General features: G+C 67.7%; 19 protein-coding genes. 8 read left to right on the forward strand and 11 right to left on the reverse strand.

From position 1 onward, the window contains the following. Positions 1 to 152 precede the first annotated feature (152 nt). From HRL51_RS11455 to HRL51_RS11465, 3 genes are all read right to left on the reverse strand, one after another. Positions 153 to 1337, reverse strand: a complete 1185-nt coding sequence (locus HRL51_RS11455) for a phosphoglycerate dehydrogenase (protein ID WP_172121202.1) — start codon at positions 1335 to 1337, stop codon at positions 153 to 155. 161 nt (positions 1338 to 1498) lie between these two features. Further along, entirely contained in the window at positions 1499 to 2587 is a 1089-nt protein-coding gene (serC, locus tag HRL51_RS11460; RefSeq protein WP_172121201.1) for a 3-phosphoserine/phosphohydroxythreonine transaminase, read from the reverse strand. A gap of 133 nt (positions 2588 to 2720) precedes the next feature. Beyond that, positions 2721 to 4190 carry a CCA tRNA nucleotidyltransferase gene (locus tag HRL51_RS11465; RefSeq protein ID WP_172191894.1) on the reverse strand — a complete coding sequence of 490 codons (1470 nt, stop codon included), beginning with the start codon at positions 4188 to 4190 and terminating at the stop codon, positions 2721 to 2723. A 102-nt stretch (positions 4191 to 4292) separates the two neighbouring features. On the opposite strand from HRL51_RS11465, the gene HRL51_RS11470 reads away from it, so the two are divergent. The 8 genes from HRL51_RS11470 (at position 4293) to HRL51_RS11505 (ending at position 16475) form a co-directional block, all read left to right on the forward strand. Continuing rightward, on the forward strand, positions 4293 to 4802 hold the full coding sequence (locus tag HRL51_RS11470) for an NUDIX hydrolase (RefSeq protein ID WP_172121199.1): 510 nt from the start codon (positions 4293 to 4295) through the stop codon (positions 4800 to 4802). 8 nt (positions 4803 to 4810) lie between these two features. Next, positions 4811 to 7342: a DUF6049 family protein gene (locus HRL51_RS11475; RefSeq protein ID WP_172191896.1), complete on the forward strand. Its 2532-nt coding sequence runs from the start codon at positions 4811 to 4813 to the stop codon at positions 7340 to 7342. Positions 7343 to 7350: 8 nt separating this feature from the next. Then, positions 7351 to 11013, forward strand: a complete 3663-nt coding sequence (locus HRL51_RS11480) for a murein biosynthesis integral membrane protein MurJ (protein ID WP_172191898.1) — start codon at positions 7351 to 7353, stop codon at positions 11011 to 11013. Between the two features lie 100 nt (positions 11014 to 11113). Then, on the forward strand, positions 11114 to 12073 hold the full coding sequence (trxB, locus tag HRL51_RS11485; protein ID WP_172191900.1) for a thioredoxin-disulfide reductase: 960 nt from the start codon (positions 11114 to 11116) through the stop codon (positions 12071 to 12073). A gap of 36 nt (positions 12074 to 12109) precedes the next feature. Continuing rightward, positions 12110 to 12436, forward strand: coding sequence for a thioredoxin (gene trxA, locus HRL51_RS11490; RefSeq protein ID WP_172121195.1), 327 nt, complete (start codon positions 12110 to 12112; stop codon positions 12434 to 12436). Between the two features lie 171 nt (positions 12437 to 12607). Then, positions 12608 to 14035, forward strand: coding sequence for a threonine synthase (gene thrC, locus HRL51_RS11495; RefSeq protein ID WP_172191902.1), 1428 nt, complete (start codon positions 12608 to 12610; stop codon positions 14033 to 14035). A 155-nt stretch (positions 14036 to 14190) separates the two neighbouring features. Further along, a complete protein-coding gene (locus HRL51_RS11500; RefSeq protein WP_172121193.1) occupies positions 14191 to 15498 on the forward strand; it encodes an aminotransferase-like domain-containing protein in 1308 nt (435 codons plus the stop codon). Positions 15499 to 15506: 8 nt separating this feature from the next. Further along, a complete protein-coding gene (locus HRL51_RS11505; RefSeq protein WP_172191904.1) occupies positions 15507 to 16475 on the forward strand; it encodes a D-alanine--D-alanine ligase family protein in 969 nt (322 codons plus the stop codon). A gap of 248 nt (positions 16476 to 16723) precedes the next feature. Here HRL51_RS11505 and HRL51_RS11510 read toward each other — a convergent pair whose 3' ends face one another. The 8 genes from HRL51_RS11510 to rpmH form a co-directional block, all read right to left on the reverse strand. Beyond that, positions 16724 to 17944, reverse strand: coding sequence for a ParB/RepB/Spo0J family partition protein (locus HRL51_RS11510; protein WP_172191906.1), 1221 nt, complete (start codon positions 17942 to 17944; stop codon positions 16724 to 16726). Next, a complete protein-coding gene (locus tag HRL51_RS11515; protein ID WP_172191908.1) occupies positions 17944 to 18849 on the reverse strand; it encodes a ParA family protein in 906 nt (301 codons plus the stop codon). Before HRL51_RS11515 ends, HRL51_RS11510 begins: the two co-directional genes overlap by 1 nt. Positions 18850 to 19007: 158 nt before the next feature. Beyond that, a complete protein-coding gene (rsmG, locus tag HRL51_RS11520) occupies positions 19008 to 19604 on the reverse strand; it encodes a 16S rRNA (guanine(527)-N(7))-methyltransferase RsmG (RefSeq protein WP_172192047.1) in 597 nt (198 codons plus the stop codon). 102 nt (positions 19605 to 19706) lie between these two features. Further along, positions 19707 to 20240, reverse strand: coding sequence for a Jag family protein (locus tag HRL51_RS11525; protein ID WP_172191910.1), 534 nt, complete (start codon positions 20238 to 20240; stop codon positions 19707 to 19709). A 36-nt stretch (positions 20241 to 20276) separates the two neighbouring features. After that, the gene (gene yidC, locus HRL51_RS11530) at positions 20277 to 21443 is read right to left on the reverse strand and encodes a membrane protein insertase YidC (protein ID WP_172121188.1); all 1167 of its coding nucleotides are present in this window, start codon (positions 21441 to 21443) and stop codon (positions 20277 to 20279) included. A 73-nt stretch (positions 21444 to 21516) separates the two neighbouring features. Continuing rightward, positions 21517 to 21822, reverse strand: coding sequence for a membrane protein insertion efficiency factor YidD (gene yidD, locus HRL51_RS11535; RefSeq protein WP_172121187.1), 306 nt, complete (start codon positions 21820 to 21822; stop codon positions 21517 to 21519). Next, on the reverse strand, positions 21819 to 22193 hold the full coding sequence (gene rnpA / locus HRL51_RS11540) for a ribonuclease P protein component (RefSeq protein WP_172121186.1): 375 nt from the start codon (positions 22191 to 22193) through the stop codon (positions 21819 to 21821). Before rnpA ends, yidD begins: the two co-directional genes overlap by 4 nt. Before the next feature lie 3 nt (positions 22194 to 22196). Beyond that, positions 22197 to 22334: a 50S ribosomal protein L34 gene (gene rpmH, locus HRL51_RS11545; protein ID WP_006547843.1), complete on the reverse strand. Its 138-nt coding sequence runs from the start codon at positions 22332 to 22334 to the stop codon at positions 22197 to 22199. Positions 22335 to 22502 lie beyond the last annotated feature (168 nt).

Consider the following 22502-nt stretch of genomic DNA (forward strand, 5'->3'; position numbering starts at 1 on the left):
CCACGCCACCACGACACGGATGCACGCCGGCTACCAGCGATAACACGCCGCCATGACCTATGCACGCCCCCGTGCACGGAAACATGGCTCATCCGCAGGGCGGCGTTGACGGCCAGGTAGCACGCACGCCCCCGTGCACGGAAACACGCCGCTCAGGACCGGGCTGGGATCAGACGCACGCTCTGCACGCCGTCGATCCCGCGGACCTCCTCAGCCAGCTGGGAGTCAGCATCGCCCTCGACGTCGACCAGCGTCACCGCCAGCTCACCGCGGGAGCGGTTGAGGAGGTTGGCGATGTTGTGGCCGCGCTGGGCGACGAGCGTGGAGACCTGGCCGACCATGTTCGGCACGTTCTTGTTGACGATGAGGAGGCGGAAGGTGCCAGGCTCACGCGCCATCACCGCCTCGGGGAAGTTGACCGAGTTGTGGATCTGGCCGTCCTCGAGGAAGCCGCGCAGCTCGTCCACCGCCATGACGGCGCAGTTGCGCTCGGCCTCCTTGGTGGAAGCACCCAGGTGGGGCAGCGAGATGCACTTAGGGTGCTTGTGGACCGCCGTCGACGGGAAGTCGCAGACGTAGCCAGCCAGGTAGTCCTGGTCAAGCGCGGAGACGATCGCCGCCTCGTCCACGATCTCGGGCCGGGCGAAGTTGAGGATGACGGCCGAGTGCTTCATCAGGGCCAGACGCTGGGTCGAGACCAGACCACGGGTGGCGTCGATGAGAGGGACGTGGACGGTGAGGACGTCGGCCCGCTTGAAGACCTCCTCCATCGACTCCGCACGCTCGACCTCAGCGGACAGGTTCCAGGCGTGGTCGACGGAGATGGCCGGGTCGTAGCCCACCACCTTCAGGCCCAGCCCGAGCGCCGCGTTGGCCACGCGCACGCCGATCGCTCCCAGACCGATGACACCGAGGGTCTTGCCTGGCAGCTCAAAGCCGACGAACTGCTTCTTGCCGGCCTCCACCGCCTTGGCGATCTCGGCGTCGGTGCCTGAGAGCTCGTGGGCGAAGCGGGCGGCGGGAATGAGGTTGCGCGAGGTGATGAACAGGCCGGCCAGGACCAGCTCCTTGACCGCGTTGGCGTTGGCACCGGGGGTGTTGAAGACCGGGACACCGCGCTTGGTCATCTCAGCCACGGGGATGTTGTTCGTCCCGGCGCCGGCGCGGGCGATGGCCTGGACGGACTCCGGGATCGGGGTGTCGTGCAGCTTGGCCGACCGCACGAGCAGGGCGTCGGGAGAGTCGACGCTCTCGCCAACCTCGTAGCGCTCAGCGGGGAAACGGGTCAGTCCGCTGGCGGAGATGGCGTTGAGGGTCTTGACGCGCAGCTTGGTCATCATGGTCCTTCCGGTGCTGGCGGCTTGCAGGCGTAGTGAATCAGGCTGGGACAGTCATCTAGGAAACACTCAGGAAACCGTCTTCCGGCTCCCGCGTGGGCGGCCACGGGCTCGGGTGGGCCGACGGCGGAGCCTGGCTGCGCCGTCGGCCCACCTCGCGCTCAGCCGTGGGTGCGCTCGAAATCAGCCATGTAGTCGATCAGGGCGCTCACGCCCTCATCGGTCATGGCGTTGTAGATCGAGGCTCGCATGCCGCCAACGCTGCGGTGGCCCTTGAGGTTGACGAGCCCGGCGGCACTGGCGCCGGCGAGGAAGTCGGCGTCGAGAGAGGGGTCGGCCAGCGTGAAGGGGACGTTCATCGCCGAGCGCGATCCGGGCTCCACCGGGTTGTGGTAGAAGCCGGAGGAGTCGATGGCCTCGTACAGGCGGGCGGCCTTGGCGTCGTTGCGCTGCGCCATGGCCTCCAGACCGCCCTCGTCCTCGATCCAGTGCAGGATGAGGCCGAGCAGGTAGATGGAGAAGGTGGGCGGGGTGTTGAGCATGGAGTCGTTGTCCGCCATGACCTGCCAGTCCCAGATCGCCGGGACGTCCGAGCGGGCGTGACCCATCAGGTCGCGGCGGATGATGGAGATGTCCATACCGGCCGGGCCGAGGTTCTTCTGTGCACCGCCGAAGACGACGCCGAACTGGGTGACGTCGATGGGACGCGAGAGGTACATGGAGGACACGTCTGCCACGATCGGCACGCCTGCGGCCTCCTCGGTGGGCACGTAGGGCATGGCGACGCCACCGATGGTCTCGTTGGCGCAGTAGCCGAGGTACGTGGCGTCGGCGGGGACGGTGAAGGAGCCGGGGGCAGGGGTGGTGGTGTAGGAGGAGCCGGCCTCGTCAGCGACGACCTTGACCTCCAGGCCCTGACGGGTGGCCTCCTTGATCGCCTTCTTTGACCACTGACCCGTACTGAGGTAGGCGATCGTGTCCCCGCGCTGGGTGAGGTTGCCGGGGATGGCGGAGAACTGGCCGGTGGCACCGCCGGCAAGGAAGAGCACGGCATAGTCGTCCGGGACGCCGGCCAGGCGGCGGATCGTGGCCTCGGCGTCAGCGGCGCACTCGGTGAAGTCCTTGCCGCGGTGAGAGACCTCGAGGACGCTCATTCCAGAACCTCGCCAGTCGGTGAGCTCGGCGGAGGCCTGCTCAAGAACGGGGAGAGGGAGCTGGGCGGGTCCTGCTGAGAAGTTATGCACGCGCATACTCCATCTTTGCCCACATCTCAGCGAATGGGCAAAGTGGTCTCACGGCGCGGGCCGCAACCACGAAAGTGGACCAGACAGGGCACGAAATCTAGACCAGACAGAGCACGAGCACCAGGAACGGCGCGCCGGCCTACTTCTCTCCTCGTGCGGCCCACCACGAGTGCAGGGCCTGGCGAGCCAGGTCCTCACCCATCGGCCCCTTCTCCATGCGCAGGTCCATGAGGAAGCGGTACGCCTGCCCCACGACCGGGCCCGGCTCGATCCCCAGCTCGGCCATGATCTGCTGGCCGTCCAGGTCGGGACGGATCGCCGCGAGCTCCTCCTCCTCGGCGAGCTGGGCGATGCGCTCCTCCAGGTCGTCGTAGGCCGCCGAGAGCATCTGCGCCTTGCGCTTGTTGCCCGTCGTCACGTCCGCACGCGTGAGGCGGTGCAGGCGCTCCAGCAGCGGCCCGGCGTCCGTGACGTAGCGGCGCACCGCCGAGTCGGACCAGCGCGCGTCGGCGTAGCCGTGGAAGCGCAGGTGCAGCTCGACCAGCCGCGCCACGTCCTTGATGGTCTGCTTGTCAAAGCGCAGAGCCGTCAGACGCTTCCTGGCCATCCGCGCCCCTACGAGGTCGTGGGCGTGGAAGGTGACCACGCCACCTCCCTCGAAGCGGCGGGTCGCCGGCTTGCCGATGTCGTGGAGCAGGGCGGCCAGGCGCAGCACGAGGTCGGGAGCCGGAACCGGTCCCTGCGGCCCGGTCTCCAGCGCGATCGCCTGGTCGAGCACCGTGAGGGTGTGCTCATAGACGTCCTTGTGGCGCCCCTTCTCGTCCACGGTCTCCTGCAGGGCGGACAGCTCCGGCAGGACGACGTCGGCCACCCCGGAGTGCACCATGAGCTCCAGCCCGCGCCGGGGCCAGCGGGAGGTCAGCAGCCGCTCCAGCTCAGCCCGCACGCGCTCCGCCGAGACGATCTCCAGCCGCCCGGCCATCTCGCTCATGGCCTCCAGGACGTCCACCTCGACGTCGAGGCCGAGCTGGGCCGCAAACCGCGCCGCGCGCATGATGCGTAACGGGTCGTCGTCAAAGGACTGCACGGCCGTGACGGGTGTGCGCAGCACGCCTGCCTCAAGATCAGCACGCCCCCCGCAGGGGTCCACCAGCTCCAGGTCCGGCAGTCGCAGCGCCATGGCATTGACGGTGAAGTCACGGCGGGTGAGGTCACCCTCCAGCGTGTCCCCGTAGGCGACGACGGGCTTGCGTGAGCCGACCTCGTACTCCTCGGTGCGGTACGTCGTCACCTCGACGACGACGTCGCCCTTACGCGCCCCGATGGTGCCGAACTCCTTGCCGATGTCCCAGCAGGCGTCACCCCACTGGGTGAGGATCGCCTCGGTCTCGTCGGGCCGGGCGGAGGTGGTGCAGTCCAGGTCGTGAGGCACCACGCCGAGGAAGGCGTCACGCACCGGTCCACCCACCAGGGCCAGCTCGTGGCCCGCACGCACGAAGAGGTGCCCTAGGGCTGCCAGCGAGGGCGGCAGCTGCGCCAGGGCGTCCAGGGCTGTCTCAGTCAGGCCGCGAGGTGTGGAGGAGGCGGAGGTCGCGTTCGTCGTCGTCATCGACCCTAGAGTGCCATCTTTTCCCCGCCGCACGCCTGCCTGCCAGGCACGCCACCTCGGACCTGGGCCAAGACTCACGTCAAGACCGCCTAGAGTGTCCCTATGCCTAGCCACCGCACTCGCCGACCCCGCGCGGGCTCCCAGCCGCGCAGGACGAGTGCGCGCAGCCTCCCCGTCGTTGACGAGACCAGTGCCGGCGGCCTGGTTATTGACGTCCAGGACGGGCGCGCAGTCACGGCCGTCATCGCCCGGCGCAACCGCGGCGGACGCCTGGAGTGGTGCCTGCCCAAGGGGCACCTCGAGGGCACTGAGACCCCTGAGCAGGCGGCCGTGCGTGAGATCGCCGAGGAGACCGGTATCCACGGACGCGTCCTGCGGCACCTGGCCACGATCGACTACTGGTTTGGCGGGGACGACCACCGCGTCCACAAGGTCGTCCACCACTTCCTCCTCGAGGCGACTGGCGGCACCCTGACCACGGAGAACGACCCTGACCACGAGGCCGAGGACGTCGCGTGGGTGGACCTGGAGGAGGTCTCCCGCCGCCTGGCCTACCCCAACGAGCGCCGTATCGTCGCCACGGCCCGCGAGATCCTCGTGGGAGACGGGTGAGGGCGCTGGTGAGGCTCGGCCGCGCACGCTCGGCCCGCCGTCGGCCCACCGCCATCGCCCACGCCCGCTCCGCGACCGCGGGCGTGTGTGCTGTTCTCGCCCTGGGCCTGGCTGGCGTCGCCACGGTCCCGGTTCCCGCCTCACAGGCCGCCGTGATGACGGCGCCGCTCGCCTCCCGCACAACCGTGCGCTCCGCGGCCGAGGTGGTCGAGGGCCAGGTGACGACCTCCGTGGACTCACTGTCTGCCGAGGTCCTGGCCAGCGACCAGGACCTGACGATCAACGGCACGATCGCCAACGGCACGGACTCGGCCCTGTCCTCCGTCCGGCTGGCCGTCCGGGTCCAGCGGTCCACGGAGGTCACGACGGCGGCCCTGGGTTCCTGGCTCGCCGCTGAGCGCACCGGGTACCTCTCCACCGTCGCCACCCTGGAGCTTGACGGCGAGGTCGCGCCCGGCACCGTCCGCGGCTTCTCCCTCACCGTCCCTGCCGCCGACCTCCCCTTCACCTCCGCCGAGCAGTGGGGGCCTCGTGGGGTCGAGGTCCAGGTGCTGCAGGACGGTGAGGAGGTCTCCAGCGACCGCACTGTCGTGGTGTGGGACGCAGACGTGGAGGTCGACGCCACGCGCGTCACTGCCATCGTCCCGGTGGTGGCCTCAGCCGATGAGATGAGCCTCCTGGCGACCGCGAGCGTCACCGACCCGGCGCCGGAGGACGGTACCTCGGCTGAGGCCGCCAGCTCGCCCTCTCCCTCGCAGGCCACCGCCTCACAGACCTCCCTGCCCGAGACCGAGGACGGCTCCGGGCAGACCGCCAGCCAGCACGACGCGGTGGACGACCTCGTCACACGGGTCACCGGCCTGCTCTCGCTGGCCGGGCCCGGGGTGGTCCTCGCCGTCGACCCCGCGCTCATGGAGGTCCTCGGCGCCACGGCTGAACCGGATGAGTCCCAGGCGGAGCCGGAAGGGTCCTCCACCGACTCCCCTGACGCGCCGCAGGCTCCTCAGCAGGCCACGACCGCGCAGGACAGCCCTTCGGATCCTGCCTCCGACGACGCCTCCCCGCTTCCGGCCGCGAGCGCCACCCCGGCCAACGAGGCAGGCGGCTCGCCCTCTGGCCCTGCCGCCGCTGCAGCGGGTGACCACCCTCGTGTCGCGGTGTCCTCCGCTCGTCTTGCTGAGCTGCGCCAGGCCGTACGCGACGCACTGACCAAGGGCACGGTCATCGCCCTGCCGTGGGCGGACGCTGACCTCACGGCCCTGGCCCACCTCGGGCAGGTGGAGGAGATCTCCTCCGCCCTGGCCCGCTCCCAGCAGGCCGTCGGCTCCTGGGACGACGTCGTGACGACGACGGTCCTGGCCACCGGCCCCCTGGACACCACGACCCTGGACCTGCTCCCGCAGTCGGTGACCTCCGTCGTCGCCCAGGCCGGGGACCTGGCGGTCTCCGAGGACCTGACCTACACCCCGTCAGGAGGGACGAGCACCCATGGCCGCACCGTCCTCGTCCCTGAGACCGACCTGACCGCGGCACTGGCCGGTCAGCTTCCTGCTGCCTCCGCCGACGGCGAGCAGGTGGCTCGGACCGGCTCCGAGCTCGACACCCGTCAGCTGATCCGTGCTGAGTCTGCGATCCTGACCCGCCAGGCACCTAACCGCCACCGCAACCTCGTCGTCACCGTCAGCCGCGAGGACGCGGCCCGGACCTCCCCGGAGGTCCTGGGAAAGCGGCTGGGGTCCTTGCTCAGCTCGTCGTGGACCTCGGCCCAGGACCTGACCGGGCTCCTTGACTCCGTGCAGCAGGAGCAGGAGGCCGGCACCCAGGCTGAGCGCTCGCAGCCGCCGCAGACGGACTCCGCCCCGGGCGAGCTGACGCAGGAGGAGCTGGTTGAGGCCCGGCAGCTCAGCTCTGACCTGGCCTCGATCGCCTCCGTCCTCAGCTCTCCGTCCCCGGCCCTGGGGACCGCCACTGACGTGACCTCCTGGGCTGCGGCCACCTCGTGGCGCTCGGACGCGGAGGCACGCACGGCCTACCTTGACCAGGCTCGTTCAGCCGGCACCGCGGTGACCAGCCGCGTCACCGTGGTGCCCTCCTCGACGATCAACGTCATCTCCTCCTCGGCTGACCTGCCGCTGCGGATCCAGTCAGGTCTGGACCAGGAGGTCACCGTGCAGGTGAGGCTTCGACCGAGCTCGACCCGGCTCCAGGCCGTCAAGGACGTCACGGCCACGGTCCCGGCCCACGGGCAGGTCTCTGTCACCATCCCGATCAAGGCGGTTGGCAGCGGAGACGTCGACGTCCACATCACCCTGCTGTCTGCCGACGGCACGCCGGTCGGTACCCCGCTGACGCTGCACACCCGGGTCCGCGCCGACTGGGAGTCCCTGGGCACCACCGTGATCGCGGCGGTGCTCGCCGTCATGCTGGTGGTCGGCATCGTGCGCACGGTCCGGCGCGGACGTCGCTCCGACGCCGACGGCCAGTCCCTCAAGGCCCCGGCCACCGCCGGCGCCCGCGCGTCCACCACTGAAGCCGGCTAGGAGGCCCCATGAGCCAGTCCTCGATCGCACGCTCCAGCGTCGTCATGGCGGCAGGCACCCTGACCTCACGCGTCCTCGGCCTCGTGCGCAACGCGCTGCTGATCGCGGCCCTGGGGGCGACGGCGTCGGGAGCGGCTGACGCCTTCAACGTCGCCAACATGCTGCCCACCCAGCTCTACAACCTCATCATCGGCGGTGTCCTCAACGCCATCCTCGTGCCGCAGATCGTACGTGCGATGCGCCAGAGGAACGGTGAGGAGCTGGTCAACCGGATCCTGACCGCTGCGGGCCTGCTCATCGCGGCGGTCTCCGCCGTCCTCACCGTGGCAGCCCCTGTGGTCATCATGCTCTACGCCTCGGGCCTGGGACGCTGGCAGCCGCTGGCCTTCGCCTTCGCCTTCTGGTGCATGCCGCAGGTCTTCTTCTACGGCCTGTACGCCCTGTGGGGCCAGGTCCTCAACGCCCGTCACAGCTTCGGCCCCTACATGTGGTCGCCGGTGCTCAACAACATCATCTCCATCGCCTCGATCCTGGCCTACCTCCACCTGTACGGCGGCTACTCCGCTGGGCAGGACCCTGGCATCTGGGACGCTAGCCGCGTCATCCTCATCGGCGGCTGCTCGACGCTGGGCATCGCGGTCCAGGCGCTGGTCCTCTACGTCCCCCTGCGCCGCTGCGGCTTCCGTCCACGTCTCGTTTTCGGTGTGCGCGGACTAGGCCTGGGCTCGATGTCCAAGGTCGCGTTGTGGGCGCTGCTGGGTACCGCCATCGTCTCGCTGGGGGACCTGGCGGTGACCAACCTGGGGTCACGCGCCGTCACGGCCGCGGAGTCAGCCCGGTACGCCGACGTCATCGTCCCCTCGACGACGATGTACGCCAACGCGCTGCTGGTCTACATGCTCCCGCAGTCCCTCATCACCACCTCGATCATCACCGCGCTGTTCACGCGTATGAGTGAGAAGGCTGCGGCCGGTGACGCCGAGGGCGTGCGTGACGACCTGTCGCTGGGGCTGCGCTCGATCGCCGTGTTCACGGTGCTCTTCGCCGCCGGGATCATGACCTTGGCAGGCCCTGCCCTCCAGCTCTTCGTCCCCTCGATCTCCCGCGAGGTGGCCGACGCCTCGGCACCGATCCTGTCGGTCCTGGCCGTCGGCATCATCTTCCAGGGCGCCTGGTTCACTACTCAGCGCGTCATGCTGGCCTACGCGGACACCAAGCGCCTGCTGGCCGCTGACTGCGTCGTGGGCAGCATCGCCGTCCTGTCCTGCCTGCTGGCGTTCCTGCTGGCCCCGGCCACGCACTGGATGGTGCTGGCTGCGGCCGGAAACACGATCTCCCTGGCTGCCGCGTGCGTCGCGATCATCCCGCTGCTGCGTCGCCACCTGCCGGACCTGGACGGCCGACGCATCCTGTCCACCTACGCCCGTCTCATCGCCTCAGCGGCCCTGGCGGTCGTCGTCGGCGTGCTCACGCGCGGTCTTATCGGCCCGGCCGACGGCTCGATGACCGGCACGCGCGCCCTGGACGCCCTGGTCATCATCCTCGTGACCGCCGTGGTCATGACGCTGGTCTACCTGGCCGTGGCTCGGGTGCTGCGCGTGAGCGAGCTCGGGGTCCTGTTCCGCCCCGCCTCCAAGGTCCTGCTGGCGCTGGGCGCCCGACTGCCTGGCGGGCTGGGCCGTGCGGTCCGACGGGGCGGACAAGCCCTGGCCCTGCCGGCCGCCGAGCCTGCTGACCACGCACCCGCACCCGTCCCGGCCGCCAGCGGGGTTCCGATGCCTGGCGCTGCTGCCGATAGAATCGGGATGTATGCGTCACTGCGCACGGGAGGGGACACCATGGGTGACGGCACGCCGATCGGCTCCGGTCGCTACCAACTGGTCTCTCCGTTGCCTGCCACGCTCCCGCGCGTCCTGCGACATCGTGGTCAGGACACGATCCTGGACCGGCCAGTCACCGTCCTGTCCCTGACGGACATCACCCCTTGCCGCCGCGAGGTCCTGGAGGCTGCCACACGCGCCGTCCTGGTGGAGGACCAGCGGATGCAGCGCGTCTACGACGTCGAGCAGGGCAACCCCGCCTTCATCGTCACCGAACCCACTGCCGGCCAGCCGCTGTCCGTCCTGGCCGCCACCGGCCTCACACCCGCCCAGGCCCGCGCGGTCGTCGGCGAGGTCGCCCAGGTCCTTGACGCCTGCTCGCGCAGGGACCTGCACCACCTCAACCTCTCCCCCGACTCCGTGCGCATCCGTCCCAACGGCTCGGTGCAGGTGTGTGGCGTGGGCATCGAGGCCGCGGTGCTGGGCCTGGAGGCTGACAGGAACGACCCCCTGGCAGCCGACCGCGCTGACGCCCACGCACTGGTCGAGCTCCTCTACTTCAGCCTCACGGGCCGATGGCCCGGCAAGCGGACCGGCATCCCCTCGGCCCCGCTCAGCGGTGGCACACCCGTGGCACCCTCCACGCTCGCCTCAGGGATGTCTGACTCCGACGCTGACCTCGACGCCCTCGTCGCCCAGACCTGGGGAGCAGCGCCCCCGACCTCGGCGGCCGAGGTGGCTGCGCTTCTCAGCCCCTGGGACACCTCTGTCCTTCCCGTCCAGGAGCCTGCGTCCGAGGCGACGCCCCCGTCCTCGGCCACCGGCGCCCTGGGCTCTGGTCTGGTCGACGCCGCTCAGGGGCTTCTCGGGCGTCTCGGGGCGCTGGCGAGCAGCCGACGCTCGAGCCGTGCTGCAGGTTCCGGCGACCAGGATCAGGCCCCTGCACAGCCAGTCGCAGCACAGGCACCCGCGCCCTCAGCCCTCACCCCCGACCCGGCGCAGGCCAGTGGGCCGAGCTCGTTGACGCCGTCGGCCCCCACTCTGGACCCCGCGCTCGACGCGGACGAGGTCCTGGAGCCCCCGGCGTCTGCCCTGCCCCGCCCGAGCACGCCGTCAGCTCCCGAGCCTGAGCCAGCTCCCGCTCCGGCACCCGAGCCTGAGAGCCCTGAGAGCCCGGCAGTGAGCGAGGAGGAGCAGGAGGCCTCGCGCGCCGTCAGCCGGACGACGGCGATAGTGCTTGTCGCCGCTCTCGTCACCGTGCTCGTCGGCGCCTTCTTCGCAGTGACCAACCTGCTGTCCCTGGCGAGCCTCAAGATCAGCGACGAGGACGTCCCGGCCGCCAAGACAGTTCCCACGGTAGCCGCCACGACCCCGGATGAGGCCCAGGAGGACGGTCAGGCACAGTCGCAGGCCGAGGAGGCAGCGGCACCGATCACGGTCTCTGGGGCGCAGTCCCTGGATCCCCACGGGGACGACAACGAGCACCCCGAGCTCGCCTCCGCTCTCGTTGACGGTGACCCGGCGACCTCGTGGTACTCGCGCTACTACGCGTCCTCCTCCCTGGCCTGGAAGCAGGGGCTGGGCGTCGGTGTGACACTGGCGCAGGAGGCTGAGGTCTCCGCCATCGACATGCAGGGCACCGGCAGCGGCGGGCACGTCGAGATCCGCTCGACCTCGCCTGAGGACCCTCAGGGCGGGACCCTGCTGGCTGAGGGTGCCTTCACCGAGGGCACGACGACCTTCGAGATACCCGCGACCACCACGAGCTCGATAGTGGTGTGGGTCACTGAGCTTCCCACCGCCTCCGACGGGCTCCTCAAGGTGACTATCGGCGAGATCACTCTTCGATAGGTAAATACTTCGGAACATTCGCGTCCTATCACCTGTTCCACAGACAATACTGGAGGCAGGGTCACGCCGACCCTCCTGAACGCTCGACATGAGGAGAGCCATGATCCACGACGTCATCATCGTCGGCTCCGGACCAGCCGGGTACACCGCTGCCATCTACGCAGCACGTGCGCAGCTGTCACCGATCGTGCTGGCAGGATCAGTCACGGCGGGTGGCGCGCTGATGAACACCACCGAGGTCGAGAACTACCCCGGCTTCACCGAGGGCATCATGGGCCCCGACCTCATGACCCACATGCAGGAGCAGGCCGAGCGCCTCGGTGCGGACATCCGCTACGAGGACGTCACCGCCCTGGACCTGGAGGGCGAGGTCAAGCGCGTCACCACTGATGACGAGGTCTACGAGACCCGCTCGGTCATCATCTCCACCGGCTCGGAGTACCGCAAGCTCGGCCTGGACGGTGAGGAGCGTCTGTCCGGGCACGGTGTGTCCTACTGCGCCACCTGCGACGGCTTCTTCTTCAAGGACCAGGACATCGTCGTCGTCGGCGGTGGTGACTCCGCCATGGAGGAGGCCACCTTCCTCTCCCGCTTCGGCAGCTCGGTGACGGTGGTCCACCGTCGCGACTCCCTCCGCGCCTCGGCCGCTATGGCCCGTAAGGCCATGGATGACCCGAAGATCTCCTTCGCCTGGAACTCCCAGGTCGTCGCCCTGCACGGCGAGCAGGCTCTGGAGTCCGTCACCCTGGAGGACACTGTCACCGGGGAGCGTCGGGACCTGCCGGCTGCCGGGCTGTTCGTGGCTATCGGCCAGACCCCGCGCTCCGAGCTCGTCGCCGACGCGCTTGACCTCGACCCTGCGGGCTACATCCGTGTCGAGGCCCCCAGCCAGCGCACCAAGATCCCCGGCGTCTTCGCCTGCGGCGACGTCGCCGACCCGGTCTACCAGCAGGCGATCACCGCTGCGGGCTCCGGTTGCCGCGCGGCACTGGACGCCGAGCACTACCTCGCTTCCCTTCCAGGCCTGAGCCACCAAGCTACCGGCCGCCATATCTCGTAGCCACATCCGCGACCACTTCATCCAAGGAGAAACCTCATGTCCAACGCACTCGACGTCACCGACGCCACCTTCTCTGACGAGGTCCTGTCCTCGGACACCCCCGTCGTCGTCGACTTCTGGGCCACCTGGTGCGGCCCGTGCCGCCAGATGGCTCCCATCGTCGACGAGGTTGCCGCCGAGCTCGGTGACCGCGTCAAGTTCGTCAAGGTCGACGTCGACGCCAACCCGGCGACGGCCCGCTCCTACGGCGTCCAGTCGATCCCGACCTTCGCCGTGATCCGCGACGGCGAGGTCTTCCACCAGTTCGCCGGCTCGCGCCCCAAGGCTGCCTTCAAGGCTGAGGTCGAGAAGGTTCTCGCCTGAGACGCATCGACGAGATCGTCTGTCCACGCCGTACCTGAGCGTGGTGAGCGCCGTCCACTCACGTGGGCGGCGCTCGTCGCAGGTGGGCCGCCCGCCATACGGAGGCTCCTGCTCCCGCACCCAGCCACCAGTACACTGAGGCCGCATCAGCGGCTTGTGAAGGCGGAGGACATGCAGTTCATCTCCACGCGCGGGGGCATGGAGCCCCTCGGTTTCACTGACGTGCTCCTGTCCGGGCTCGCACCTGACGGTGGACTGGCTGTCCCGGCCGAGATCCCACAGGTGGGAGCAGCTGACCTGGAGGAGCTGCGCCCGCTGAGCTACCCCGAGCTCGCCGCGCGTGTCATCGGTCTGTACGCCACCGACATCGATACCGAGGACCTGCGTACGCTGACCGCTCAGGCCTACGGCCCGCACCGCTTCCCCTCCCCCGCCGTCCCCCTGAGCAGCCTCAGCGAGGTCTCTGCCGGGCTCGGGCTCGTCGGCCTGTCCGAGGGGCCCACAATGGCCTTCAAGGACCTTGCCATGCAGTTCCTGGGCCAGGCCATCCCCTACGTGCTGCGAGGACAGGGCAAGGTCCTCAACATCCTCGGTGCCACGAGCGGTGACACCGGCTCGGCTGCTGAGCACGCCTTCCGCGGCCAGGAGGGCGTCTCCGTCTTTATGCTCTCCCCTCAGGGGCGGATGAGTGCTGTGCAGCGTGCGCAGATGTACAGCCTGAGTGACCCCAACATCCACAACATTGCGGTGGCCGGAGTCTTTGACGACTGTCAGAACCTCGTCAAGGCGGTCAACGCCGACGCCAGCTTCAAGAGCCGTTACTCTATCGGTGCGGTCAACTCCATCAACTTCGGTCGTATCGCGGCCCAGGTCGTGTACTACGTGTGGACATGGCTGCGTGCCACTGACACCCTGTCGACCGAGCAGCGTGCCACCTTCCGTATCGACGTCGCGGTTCCCAGCGGAAACTTCGGCAACATCTACGCCGGGCACCTCGCACGCAGCATGGGGCTGCCGATCCGCAGGCTGATCCTTGCCACGAACGAGAACGACGTCCTGGACGAGTTCTTCCGCACCGGCGTCTACGCCCCACGAGCAGGAGCAGACACGCTTGCGACCTCCAGCCCGTCCATGGACATCTCACGCGCCTCCAACCTCGAGCGCTTCATCCACCAGCTTCTCGGCGAAGAGGCCTTCATCCCCGCGTGGCGGGAGCTCGAGCAGCGCGGTCGCCTTGACCTGTCCGCACACCGCTCACGGATGCGTGACGAGTTCGGATTCGTCTCCGGCAGATCCACTCACGCGGACCGCCTCGCAACCATCCGTCAGGTCCACGACGCCACAGGCCGTCTCATCGATCCGCACACCGCCGACGGCGTGACCGTCGCCCTACGCGAGATGGAGCCCGGATTCCCCACATTCGTGCTGGAGACCGCGAAGGCAGCCAAGTTCGGTGGGACCGTGGCCGAGGCGATCGGCTCGGAGCCGCCCGTCGCTCCCGAGCTTCGGGATCTCCTGGACTCTGAGCAGTACGTGACGGAGAGTGACGACGACGTCGCGCAGCTGCGAGCCCTCATCGTCGCCTCAGCACTGGCCTGAGTGCGGCTCCCGCTGCTGGCACCGGTGTCCCGGCGATGTTTCACGTGAAACATCCATCCTCTGTTCCTACACAGTGATCGTGATCTCTGTGAGCCGCCACCACGTGGCAAACTTGTGCTCTAGGCGCGGAAGGTCCCGCCTGAGAGGAGCTGGACGTGACTGACGCGCACCAGGTACGTGGGAACCGACTCGATCCCTGGCTGGACTCCTATGCAGCACGAGCTCATGGGCTGCGCGCCTCCGAGACCAGGTCCCTGTTCGCCGTCGCCTCGCGCCCTGAAGTCGTGTCCCTCGCTGGTGGCATGCCCAACCTCAAGGACCTCCCCCTCGACCGCCTCGCTGATGCCACGGCCCAGATGATCCGCAAGGACGGCGGTCGGGCGCTCCAGTACGGCAACGGGCAGGGCCTTCCTGCGCTGCGTGAGAAGATCCCCGAGATCATGGCGCTGGAAGGCATCGACGCCGACCCTGAGGACATCATCGTCACCACTGGCTCGCAGCAGGCTGTCGACATCATCACCGAGCTCTTCATCGACCCAGGTGACGTCATCCTGGCTGAGGCACCCACCTACGTCGGTTCTCTCAGCATCTTCTCGACCTACCAGGCTGACGTCCAGCACGTGGAGATCGACGCTGACGGAGTCATTCCTGAGGCCCTAGAGGAGCGCATCACCCAGCTCGAGCGCGAGGGTCACTCCATCAAGTTCTTCTACTGCCTGCCCAACTTTCACAATCCGGCCGGGGTGACGCTGTCTGAGGAGCGACGTCCACAGGTCATCGAGATCTGCCGCCGCCACCACATCCTGATCGTCGAGGACAACCCGTACGGTCTTCTCGGCTTCGGGGGACAGACCTACACGGCTCTCAAGACACTGGCCCCTGACGACGTGGTCTACCTCGGCTCCTTCTCCAAGATCTTCGCACCCGGCTACAGGGTCGGCTGGGCCGTCGCTCCTCCGGCTGTGCGGGACAAGATGAAGCTCGCTTCGGAGGCGGCGATCCTGTGCCCGTCCTCCGTCGGCCAGTACTCCATCGCGATGTATCTCGACAGCTTTGACTGGAAAGCGCAGATCCGCGAGTTCCGTGGGATGTACCGCAGGCGTCGTGACACTATGGTGGAGGCTCTCAACGAGTTCATGCCGATGTGCACGTGGAACGTGCCCGATGGCGGCTTCTATGTCTGGGTCGGACTCCCTGACGGGCTGGACGCCAAGGAGATGCTTCCGCGTGCTGTCACGAACCTGGTCGCCTACGTCTCCGGCACGGCCTTCTACGCCGGCGGGCGAGCCGGCCGTGACCACATGCGTCTGTCCTTCTGCTACCCGGAACCCACTGAGATCCGCGAGGGCGTCCGTCGGCTCTCTGAGGTCGTGGTCAGAGACCTCGACCTTGTCACGCTATTCGGCCCAGCCCGCTCCCGCGATGACGACGGCGTCGTCGCCCCCGCACCCGACCAGATCTGAGGAACACGATGACCACCTACACCGCCCCATCCTCATCCGAGCCCCTGCGCATCGCGATTCTCGCCGGTGGACTGAGTCACGAGCGCGACATCTCCCTGCGCTCAGGCAACCGCGTCGCACAGGTGCTCAAGCACCTCGGCCACACCGTCCTCGTGCTCGACGTCGACGCCCGAACCATTGCCTCACTTCGCGCCTTCGGGCCTGACGTCGTGTGGCCGCTGGTCCACGGCGGTCCCGGCGAGGACGGGGGGTTGCAGAACATCCTCATTGCTCTCGACCTCCCCTACGTCGGGACGCACTCCGACGGGTGCCAGCGCGCCTCCTTCAAGCCCACGGCAAAAGCCGGCGTGCGTGCGGCAGGTGTGAAGACGCCAGACTCCCTGACCCTGCCCAAGGCCTACTTCTCCCAGCTCGGCGCCCAGGAGGTTCTCGGTACCGTCGTGAGCAGGCTCGGCCTTCCCGTTGTGGTGAAGCCGCAGCAGGGTGGCTCTGGCCTCGGAGTGTCGCTAGCTACTGACGCTGATCAGCTGCGTAACGCCATGGTGGCTTGCTTCGCCTACGACGAGCGTGCGCTCATCGAGGCATACGTCAACGGCCGCGAGATCGCCGTATCAGTCGTCGATGCGGGCGATGGTCCACGTGCGCTGCCGCCCGTTGAGGTGGTCGCTGAGGGCCAGTACGACTTCGATGCACGCTATAACCCTGGTCGCTCGGAGTACTTTGCTCCGGCACGGCTGACCGCTCAGGAGACGGAGCTGGTCCAGGAGATGGCCGTGTCCGTGCACCGGACCCTTGGCCTCGGAAACGTCTCTCGCACGGATCTCATTCTCGACGACGAGGGCACACCCTGGTTCATTGACGTCAACGTGGTCCCCGGGATGACAGAGACCTCCCTGCTCCCACTGGCCGCTGAGGCCGAGGGGGATCTCCCCGGTCTCTACGACGCGCTCGTTCGTCATCCTCTCGTGCACTCCTGACCCCAGACCTTCTCGCCCCCCGGGCTTCTGGCCCTTGACCGGTCGGCGTATGTCAGACTGCCCCGGTCGGGGCAGAACGGAGCGCGCACTGAGCCTTGGATCCACGCGCCGGAAACGTCGGTCTGCCTCAGTCTTGACGTCCCACACAAGAGGCCCCATGCAGGAGGCCGGTCAGTGTTTCACGTGAAACACTGACCGGCCTCCTGCTGTCATGGTCGCCGCTGCGTCAGCGTCGGCATGTAGCGGCCTCAGCTTTCACGCGGGTCAGTTCCCGGTGCCAGGGCCTCGACGATGCGGGCGAGGTCCTCTGTTCCCGCGAACTCGATCGTGATCTTGCCCTTCTTGGCACCCTGGGTCACCTTGACGCGTGTGTCAAACACGTCCGACAGGCGGCTCGACAGCTGCGGCATCGGGATGCTCCGTGACCGCAGTGCGGGCGCCTTGACCTCCCCCACCGGCTCATCGTGCAGTGCCACGAGCTCCTCCGTCGCGCGCACGGACAGTCCTTCGGCAACGATGCGCTGCGCCAGCCTCTCCATGGCCGCAGCGTCAGGGAGCCCGAGGAGGGCTCTCGCATGACCGGCTGACAGCACTCCAGCCGCCAACCGCCTCTGCACTAAGGGAGGGAGCTTCATGAGCCGCAACGTGTTGGAGATCTGCGAGCGAGAACGCGCGATACGGGTGGAGAGCTCCGCGTGAGTGCAGCTGAAGTCCTCAAGCAGCTGCTGGTAAGCGGCAGCCTCCTCCAGTGGATTGAGCTGGACGCGGTGGAGATTCTCTAGGAGTGCGTCCCGGAGCAGGTCCTCGTCCTCGGTATACCGAACGACAGCAGGGATCGTCTCCAGCCCAGCCTCTCGTGAGGCCCGAAGGCGGCGCTCCCCCATGATCAGCTCATAGCGCGTCGCCTCACCGTCAGTACCGTCGATGCGACGCACGACGATCGGCTGAAGCAGCCCCACCTCCTTGATCGAGGCCGCGAGCTCGGCGATGTCTTCCTCATCAAAGACCTGGCGTGGCTGACGCGGATTCGGGGCGATCAGCTCGACAGGCAGGTCGGCGAAGGTGGCGCCGGGTACCGGGACCAGGCCCGCCGCAGCGGGCGCGCTCTCGAACGCCGCACTGGGGTCGCTGGGGTCACTGACCCGTCCCTGTCCGGCCTCAGCACGCAGTGTTTCACGTGAAACACTCTCCGACTGCTCGACGACACCAATCGCCTCACCCGATGTTTCACGTGAAACATCCTGAGCCTCACGCTGCCCGCCGCGCTTGGAAGCCTGCATACGCTTCGACGGCGCCAACAGCGTCGACGCGATGGTTGCGGCATGCGTAGAGGCTGCGCCATCGCTCGTCTCAGCTCCGGCAGCGGAGGGAAAGAAGACGTCTGAAGGACGACGGGACGGGTTCTCTGCCTGCGCCTCAGGAATAAGTGCCTGCAGACCCCGACCCAGGCCACGCTTCTTCTGTGCCATCAGTTCTCCTCCAGTTCAGTACGTCCCTGCGCTCCACGTTGCGCAATCTCCTGAGCCAGGACCTTGTAGGCCACGGCGCCCGTTGACCGGGGGTCCCAGTAGACCACAGGGGCTCCATAAGACGGCGCCTCCGCGATCCTCACTGATCGTGGGATCCTCGTCTCAAGCGTGGCCTGCGGGAAGTAGGTCCGAACCTCTTCCTCGACATCACGTGCCAAGGTTGTGCGCTTGTCAAACATGGTGAGGACGATCATGGACACGCCTAGCGCCGGGTTGTGGATCTGCGCGATCCTCTCCACCGAACGCGTCAGCAGGGCCAGACCCTCAAGAGCGTAGTACTCGGCCTGCATCGGAATGAGGACCTCACCAGCGGCGACGAAGGCGTTGATCGTCATGATGCCGAGGCTCGGTGGACAGTCGATGAGGACGTAGTCGAGACGCTCCTGCCCCGCCTCGCGAAGAGTGATGAGGTACTCACGCAGGGCCAGCCTCAATCGGGACTCTCGCTGAGGAGAGCTGATGAGCTCGATCTCGACGGCAGCGACATCGATCGAGGACGGCACGCACCACAGAGTCGGCGCGAAGCGTGTCTGGACAGCGACGTCGGCAACTGGTACTCCCTCAACCATGACGTCATAGAGCGTCACGTCCTCCTCGCCGTGCGGAACACCCAGGGCGGTTGAGGCATTTCCCTGAGAGTCGGCGTCGATGACCAGGACATTGAGACCAGCCTCCGCCAGCGCAGCCGCGACGTTGACAGTCGTCGAGGTCTTACCGACACCACCCTTCTGGTTCGCCACGGCAATCACCCGAGTCTGCTCGGGACGAGGAAAACCTTCAGCGGTCACCTGGTTCAAGGCTGCGTGATCAGCCCGGAGCTGGTCGAAGATGGACGAATCTGACAAACCTGTCCTCCTCGGACGACCAGAGCTGTGGGGTCACTCCCCAGGCAGCCCAGTCTACGTGAGTCCACTGACATGAACTGTGGGGGCCACTGTCCACGACAGTGACCCCCACATCAGTCACAACTCGGCTGGTCGGCACACGCCGAGGCACCCGGGTTCTATCCGCGATGACGACGCACCTCAATGACGCGGGTCAGCTCCTCGCCCGGGGTGACAACCTCGTGAATCACCGCCGGCTCCAGCTTGGCCTTCTTGATGACGTACGTGGCGTCGTCGACCTCCTGCTGCGCCTTCGCACCCTTGAGAGCCAGCAGGCTGCCACCCGGCCGAAGGAGTCCTGAGGTCAGGCGCACCAGCTTCGAGAGGTTCGCAACCGCTCGCGCCGTCACGGCGTCGTAGCGGTCCTTGATCTCCTCAGCACGTGCCCTCCGGACCATGACGTTGTCCAGATCCAGCTCGGCCACGACGAGCTCGAGCCACTCGACCCGCCGCTCCATCGTTTCGATAAGCGTTACATCTAGATCTGGACGCATTAATGCGACAACAATGCCCGGGAAGCCCGCACCTGACCCTACATCCGCCACCGTTCCCCGCTTGGGCAGGAAGGGGACGACGGCGGCAGAGTTGACGATGTGCCGCGACCACAGCCGTGGTAGCTCACGCGGCCCCACCAGCCCACGCAGCTCGCCCTCGGCAACCAGCATGTCGGCAAAGTGCTCAGCCGCCGAGAAGGCGACACCGAACATCTCACGCATCTGCGCCGTCGGCTGCTCGAAGTCCTCCCCCGCCGCGGCCTGGTCACCCGCCGGGACCACCCCGTCACCCTGCACAGGCGTCGTCTCGCTCATGGCTTCGAGTCAGTCCTGCTCATCCGCCTCATCCTGCTGCTCAGCAGGAAGGACGACGACGTGCCGGTGCGGCTCAGCCCCCTCGGACTCCGAGACCAGGCCAGCAGCCGCGACGACGTCGTGGCAGACCTTGCGCTCAAAGGGGTTCATCGGCTCCAGGGCCACGGTCTCGCCAGTGGCCTGAACCTTGGCGACCGCCTCCTGGGCGACCTTCGTCAGCTCAGCACGACGAGCGGCACGGTAGCCGTTGATGTCGAGCATGAGACGTGAGCGGTTACCCGTACGTGCCTGGACCGCCAGCCGGGTCAGCTCCTGGACGGCCTCGAGGACCTCACCGTCACGACCCACGAGGTCAGCCAGCTCGCGCTCGTCGCCCTCCTCCGAGGCGACGATGGCGACCGAGGCGCGACCGTGGTCGATGTCGATGTCGATGTCTCCGCCGAGGTCGGCGATGTCGAGGAGCTCCTCGAGGTAGTCCGCGCCGACCTCGCCCTCCTCCTCGAGGCGCTTGACAGTGGTGGAGTCAGTAGTGTTCTCGCTCATGAGGGGTTCCGTTCTCTAGGGCCTGGGTGGGGCGGCTCAGCGCGACTTGCGCTTCTTGCCGTTGGACTTCTTGCGCTGCTGACGCTGGCGCGCGCGCTTCTCATAGCGACGGCGGGCGATCTCCTCGGGAGTCAGACCCACGATATTGGTCTCGATCTCCTCGATCGCCGACTCGGTCTCCGCTTGGTTCTCTTGATAACGCTGCTCCTCGGTCTGGGGAAGAGCTGAACCAGCACGTTTCTGGCGGTTCTTGCGTACAGGCTGGACCCGCTGACCACCGGTCTTCCCGGCAGCCTCGAGCTCCGCAGCGCGCTTGGCTGCCTCTTCCTCCTCCAGGCTCGGCAGACCCTTGCGTGCGCGCTTAGCGTTGACGCGTGCGCGGTACTTCTTCTCCGCCTCAGAGCCTGGCGCGGGCATGTTGCGGATCGTGAGGAACTGCTGACCCATGGTCCACAGGTTGGTGGTCACCCAGTAGACCAGGACACCAATCTGGAACTGGACACCGGTGAAGGCGAAGAAGATCGGCATGATCGTCATCATCATGCGCTGGGAGCGCATCATGGGGTTGTCCGAGTTCTTGGCTGACTCGGGCATGTTCTTCATCGTCAGCTGGGCCATGGTGTACCACTGGCTCACCGACATCGCGATAATCATGAGGACCGTGACGACCTTGGTCGTCACGTCCGAGGAGTTCATGAAGGACTCAGACAGGTGCGCCCCGAAGAGGGTGGAGGCCTGGACGTCCTCAGCCAGCTCGGCCGTGAGCGGCCCGATCGAGTCGTGGTTCGCGTAGGTTCCGGTCGCCACGGCCTGCAGCGAGGCCAGCACCCGAAAGAGGGCGAAGAAGACCGGCATCTGTACCAGGATCGGCATGCACGAGGAGAAGGGGTTGGTGCCGTGCTTGCGGTACAGCGCCATCATCTCCTCCTGCTGGCGCTGGCGGGAGGCCGGGTCGGTCTTGCCCTTGTACTTCGCCTGGAGCGCCTGGAGCTCGGGCTGCATCAGCTGCATGCCACGGCTGGCACGAATCTGCTTGACGAACAGCGGCATGATGAGCAGCCGCACGAAGACCGTCAGTCCCACGATCGACAGCACCCACGCCGCGCCAGGGCCGTCCGGCAGGCCGATGAAGACCAGGGCCTTGTGGATGTTGACCATGACCCAGGCGACAGCCACCTTCAGCGGCCAGAGGATCGCGTCCATTGCACTCCTTGTGATGGGGCGTGGCCACAGATCTCGTGCGGCCACCGGCCGACTGTGCCGGCCACGGCTTGAGTCAGAGCGACGACGTCGCCGCACCTGCCTCGGGTCGAGGGATGTCGCGGGGATAGTGGTAGCGCCACTGCCCCGGCTCAGGCACGTGGTCCACGCCGCCACGCGTCACAGGGTTGCAACGAGCCAGACGCCACAGCGCTAGCACGACGCCCTTGGCCGGACCGTGCACCTGGACCGCCTCGACGGCGTAGGCCGAGCAGGTCGGGTAGTAACGGCACCGACGAGGCAACGCCGGAGAGACCCAGCGCTGGTAGCCACGTACCGGCGCCAGCACCACCCTGGTGAGCAGAGGCTGCCGCGAGCTCATGAGGACGTACCCGCACGACGCGAACCAGCCTGCTGACCGCGCGCAAGCAGGCGGTCCAGGTCCTTGGCCAGCTCCTGGCTCGAAGCGCCGTCGGCACCAGCCAGCCCGCGCAGCACGATCCTGCTTCCTGGCTCAAGACTCGCCACTCGCTCACGCATGAGAGCACGAACGCGTCGCTTGATCCGGTTGCGGTGCGTGGCCCTGGGGACCTGCTTCTTAGGCACGACGACGCCGACGAGGGCCGGGGTCGTGTCCCCGGTCTCGCCGGCGCTGTAGTGGATGACGAGCCTGCGGCTGCCTGCGCGCGCACCCGACCTCACCGCGGTCGTGAAGTCCTCACTCCGCAGCATCCGGTGCGCGGCCGGGAGCACGTGTCAGGCAGCGAGACGCGCGCGGCCCTTGCGACGGCGGGACGCGAGAACGGCGCGGCCGGCGCGGGTGCTCATGCGCGTGCGGAAGCCGTGCACCTTGGCGCGACGACGGTTGTTCGGCTGGAAGGTCCGCTTGCTCACGGGTGTACTCCTGGTCGGATGATCGGAACAGTGCGTCACGGGATTCGCGGCACTGTCGCTCGTGCTGGCTGCCCCATGGACCGGGACGTGACTCCACACGAACGTCCTCACCACGATACGGTTCGTCTTCCCGCAGGGTCAAACGAATTTCAGGGCCTCTTACTGAGA

Source organism: Actinomyces faecalis (assembly GCF_013184985.2).
In the GTDB taxonomy this organism is placed as follows: Bacteria; Actinomycetota; Actinomycetes; order Actinomycetales; family Actinomycetaceae; genus Actinomyces; species Actinomyces faecalis.

Coding starts and splice junctions, on each gene's coding strand:
- trxA (WP_172121195.1), top strand. CDS start 12,110: ATGTCCAACGCACTCGACGTCACCGACGCCACCTTCTCTGACGAGGTC.
- yidC (WP_172121188.1), bottom strand. CDS start 21,443: ATGGACGCGATCCTCTGGCCGCTGAAGGTGGCTGTCGCCTGGGTCATG.
- rsmG (WP_172192047.1), bottom strand. CDS start 19,604: ATGCGTGAGATGTTCGGTGTCGCCTTCTCGGCGGCTGAGCACTTTGCC.
- HRL51_RS11480 (WP_172191898.1), top strand. CDS start 7,351: ATGAGCCAGTCCTCGATCGCACGCTCCAGCGTCGTCATGGCGGCAGGC.
- thrC (WP_172191902.1), top strand. CDS start 12,608: ATGCAGTTCATCTCCACGCGCGGGGGCATGGAGCCCCTCGGTTTCACT.
- yidD (WP_172121187.1), bottom strand. CDS start 21,822: ATGAGCTCGCGGCAGCCTCTGCTCACCAGGGTGGTGCTGGCGCCGGTA.
- HRL51_RS11510 (WP_172191906.1), bottom strand. CDS start 17,944: ATGGCACAGAAGAAGCGTGGCCTGGGTCGGGGTCTGCAGGCACTTATT.
- HRL51_RS11465 (WP_172191894.1), bottom strand. CDS start 4,190: ATGACGACGACGAACGCGACCTCCGCCTCCTCCACACCTCGCGGCCTG.
- HRL51_RS11505 (WP_172191904.1), top strand. CDS start 15,507: ATGACCACCTACACCGCCCCATCCTCATCCGAGCCCCTGCGCATCGCG.
- HRL51_RS11455 (WP_172121202.1), bottom strand. CDS start 1,337: ATGACCAAGCTGCGCGTCAAGACCCTCAACGCCATCTCCGCCAGCGGA.
- HRL51_RS11470 (WP_172121199.1), top strand. CDS start 4,293: ATGCCTAGCCACCGCACTCGCCGACCCCGCGCGGGCTCCCAGCCGCGC.
- trxB (WP_172191900.1), top strand. CDS start 11,114: ATGATCCACGACGTCATCATCGTCGGCTCCGGACCAGCCGGGTACACC.
- HRL51_RS11525 (WP_172191910.1), bottom strand. CDS start 20,240: ATGAGCGAGAACACTACTGACTCCACCACTGTCAAGCGCCTCGAGGAG.
- serC (WP_172121201.1), bottom strand. CDS start 2,587: ATGCGCGTGCATAACTTCTCAGCAGGACCCGCCCAGCTCCCTCTCCCC.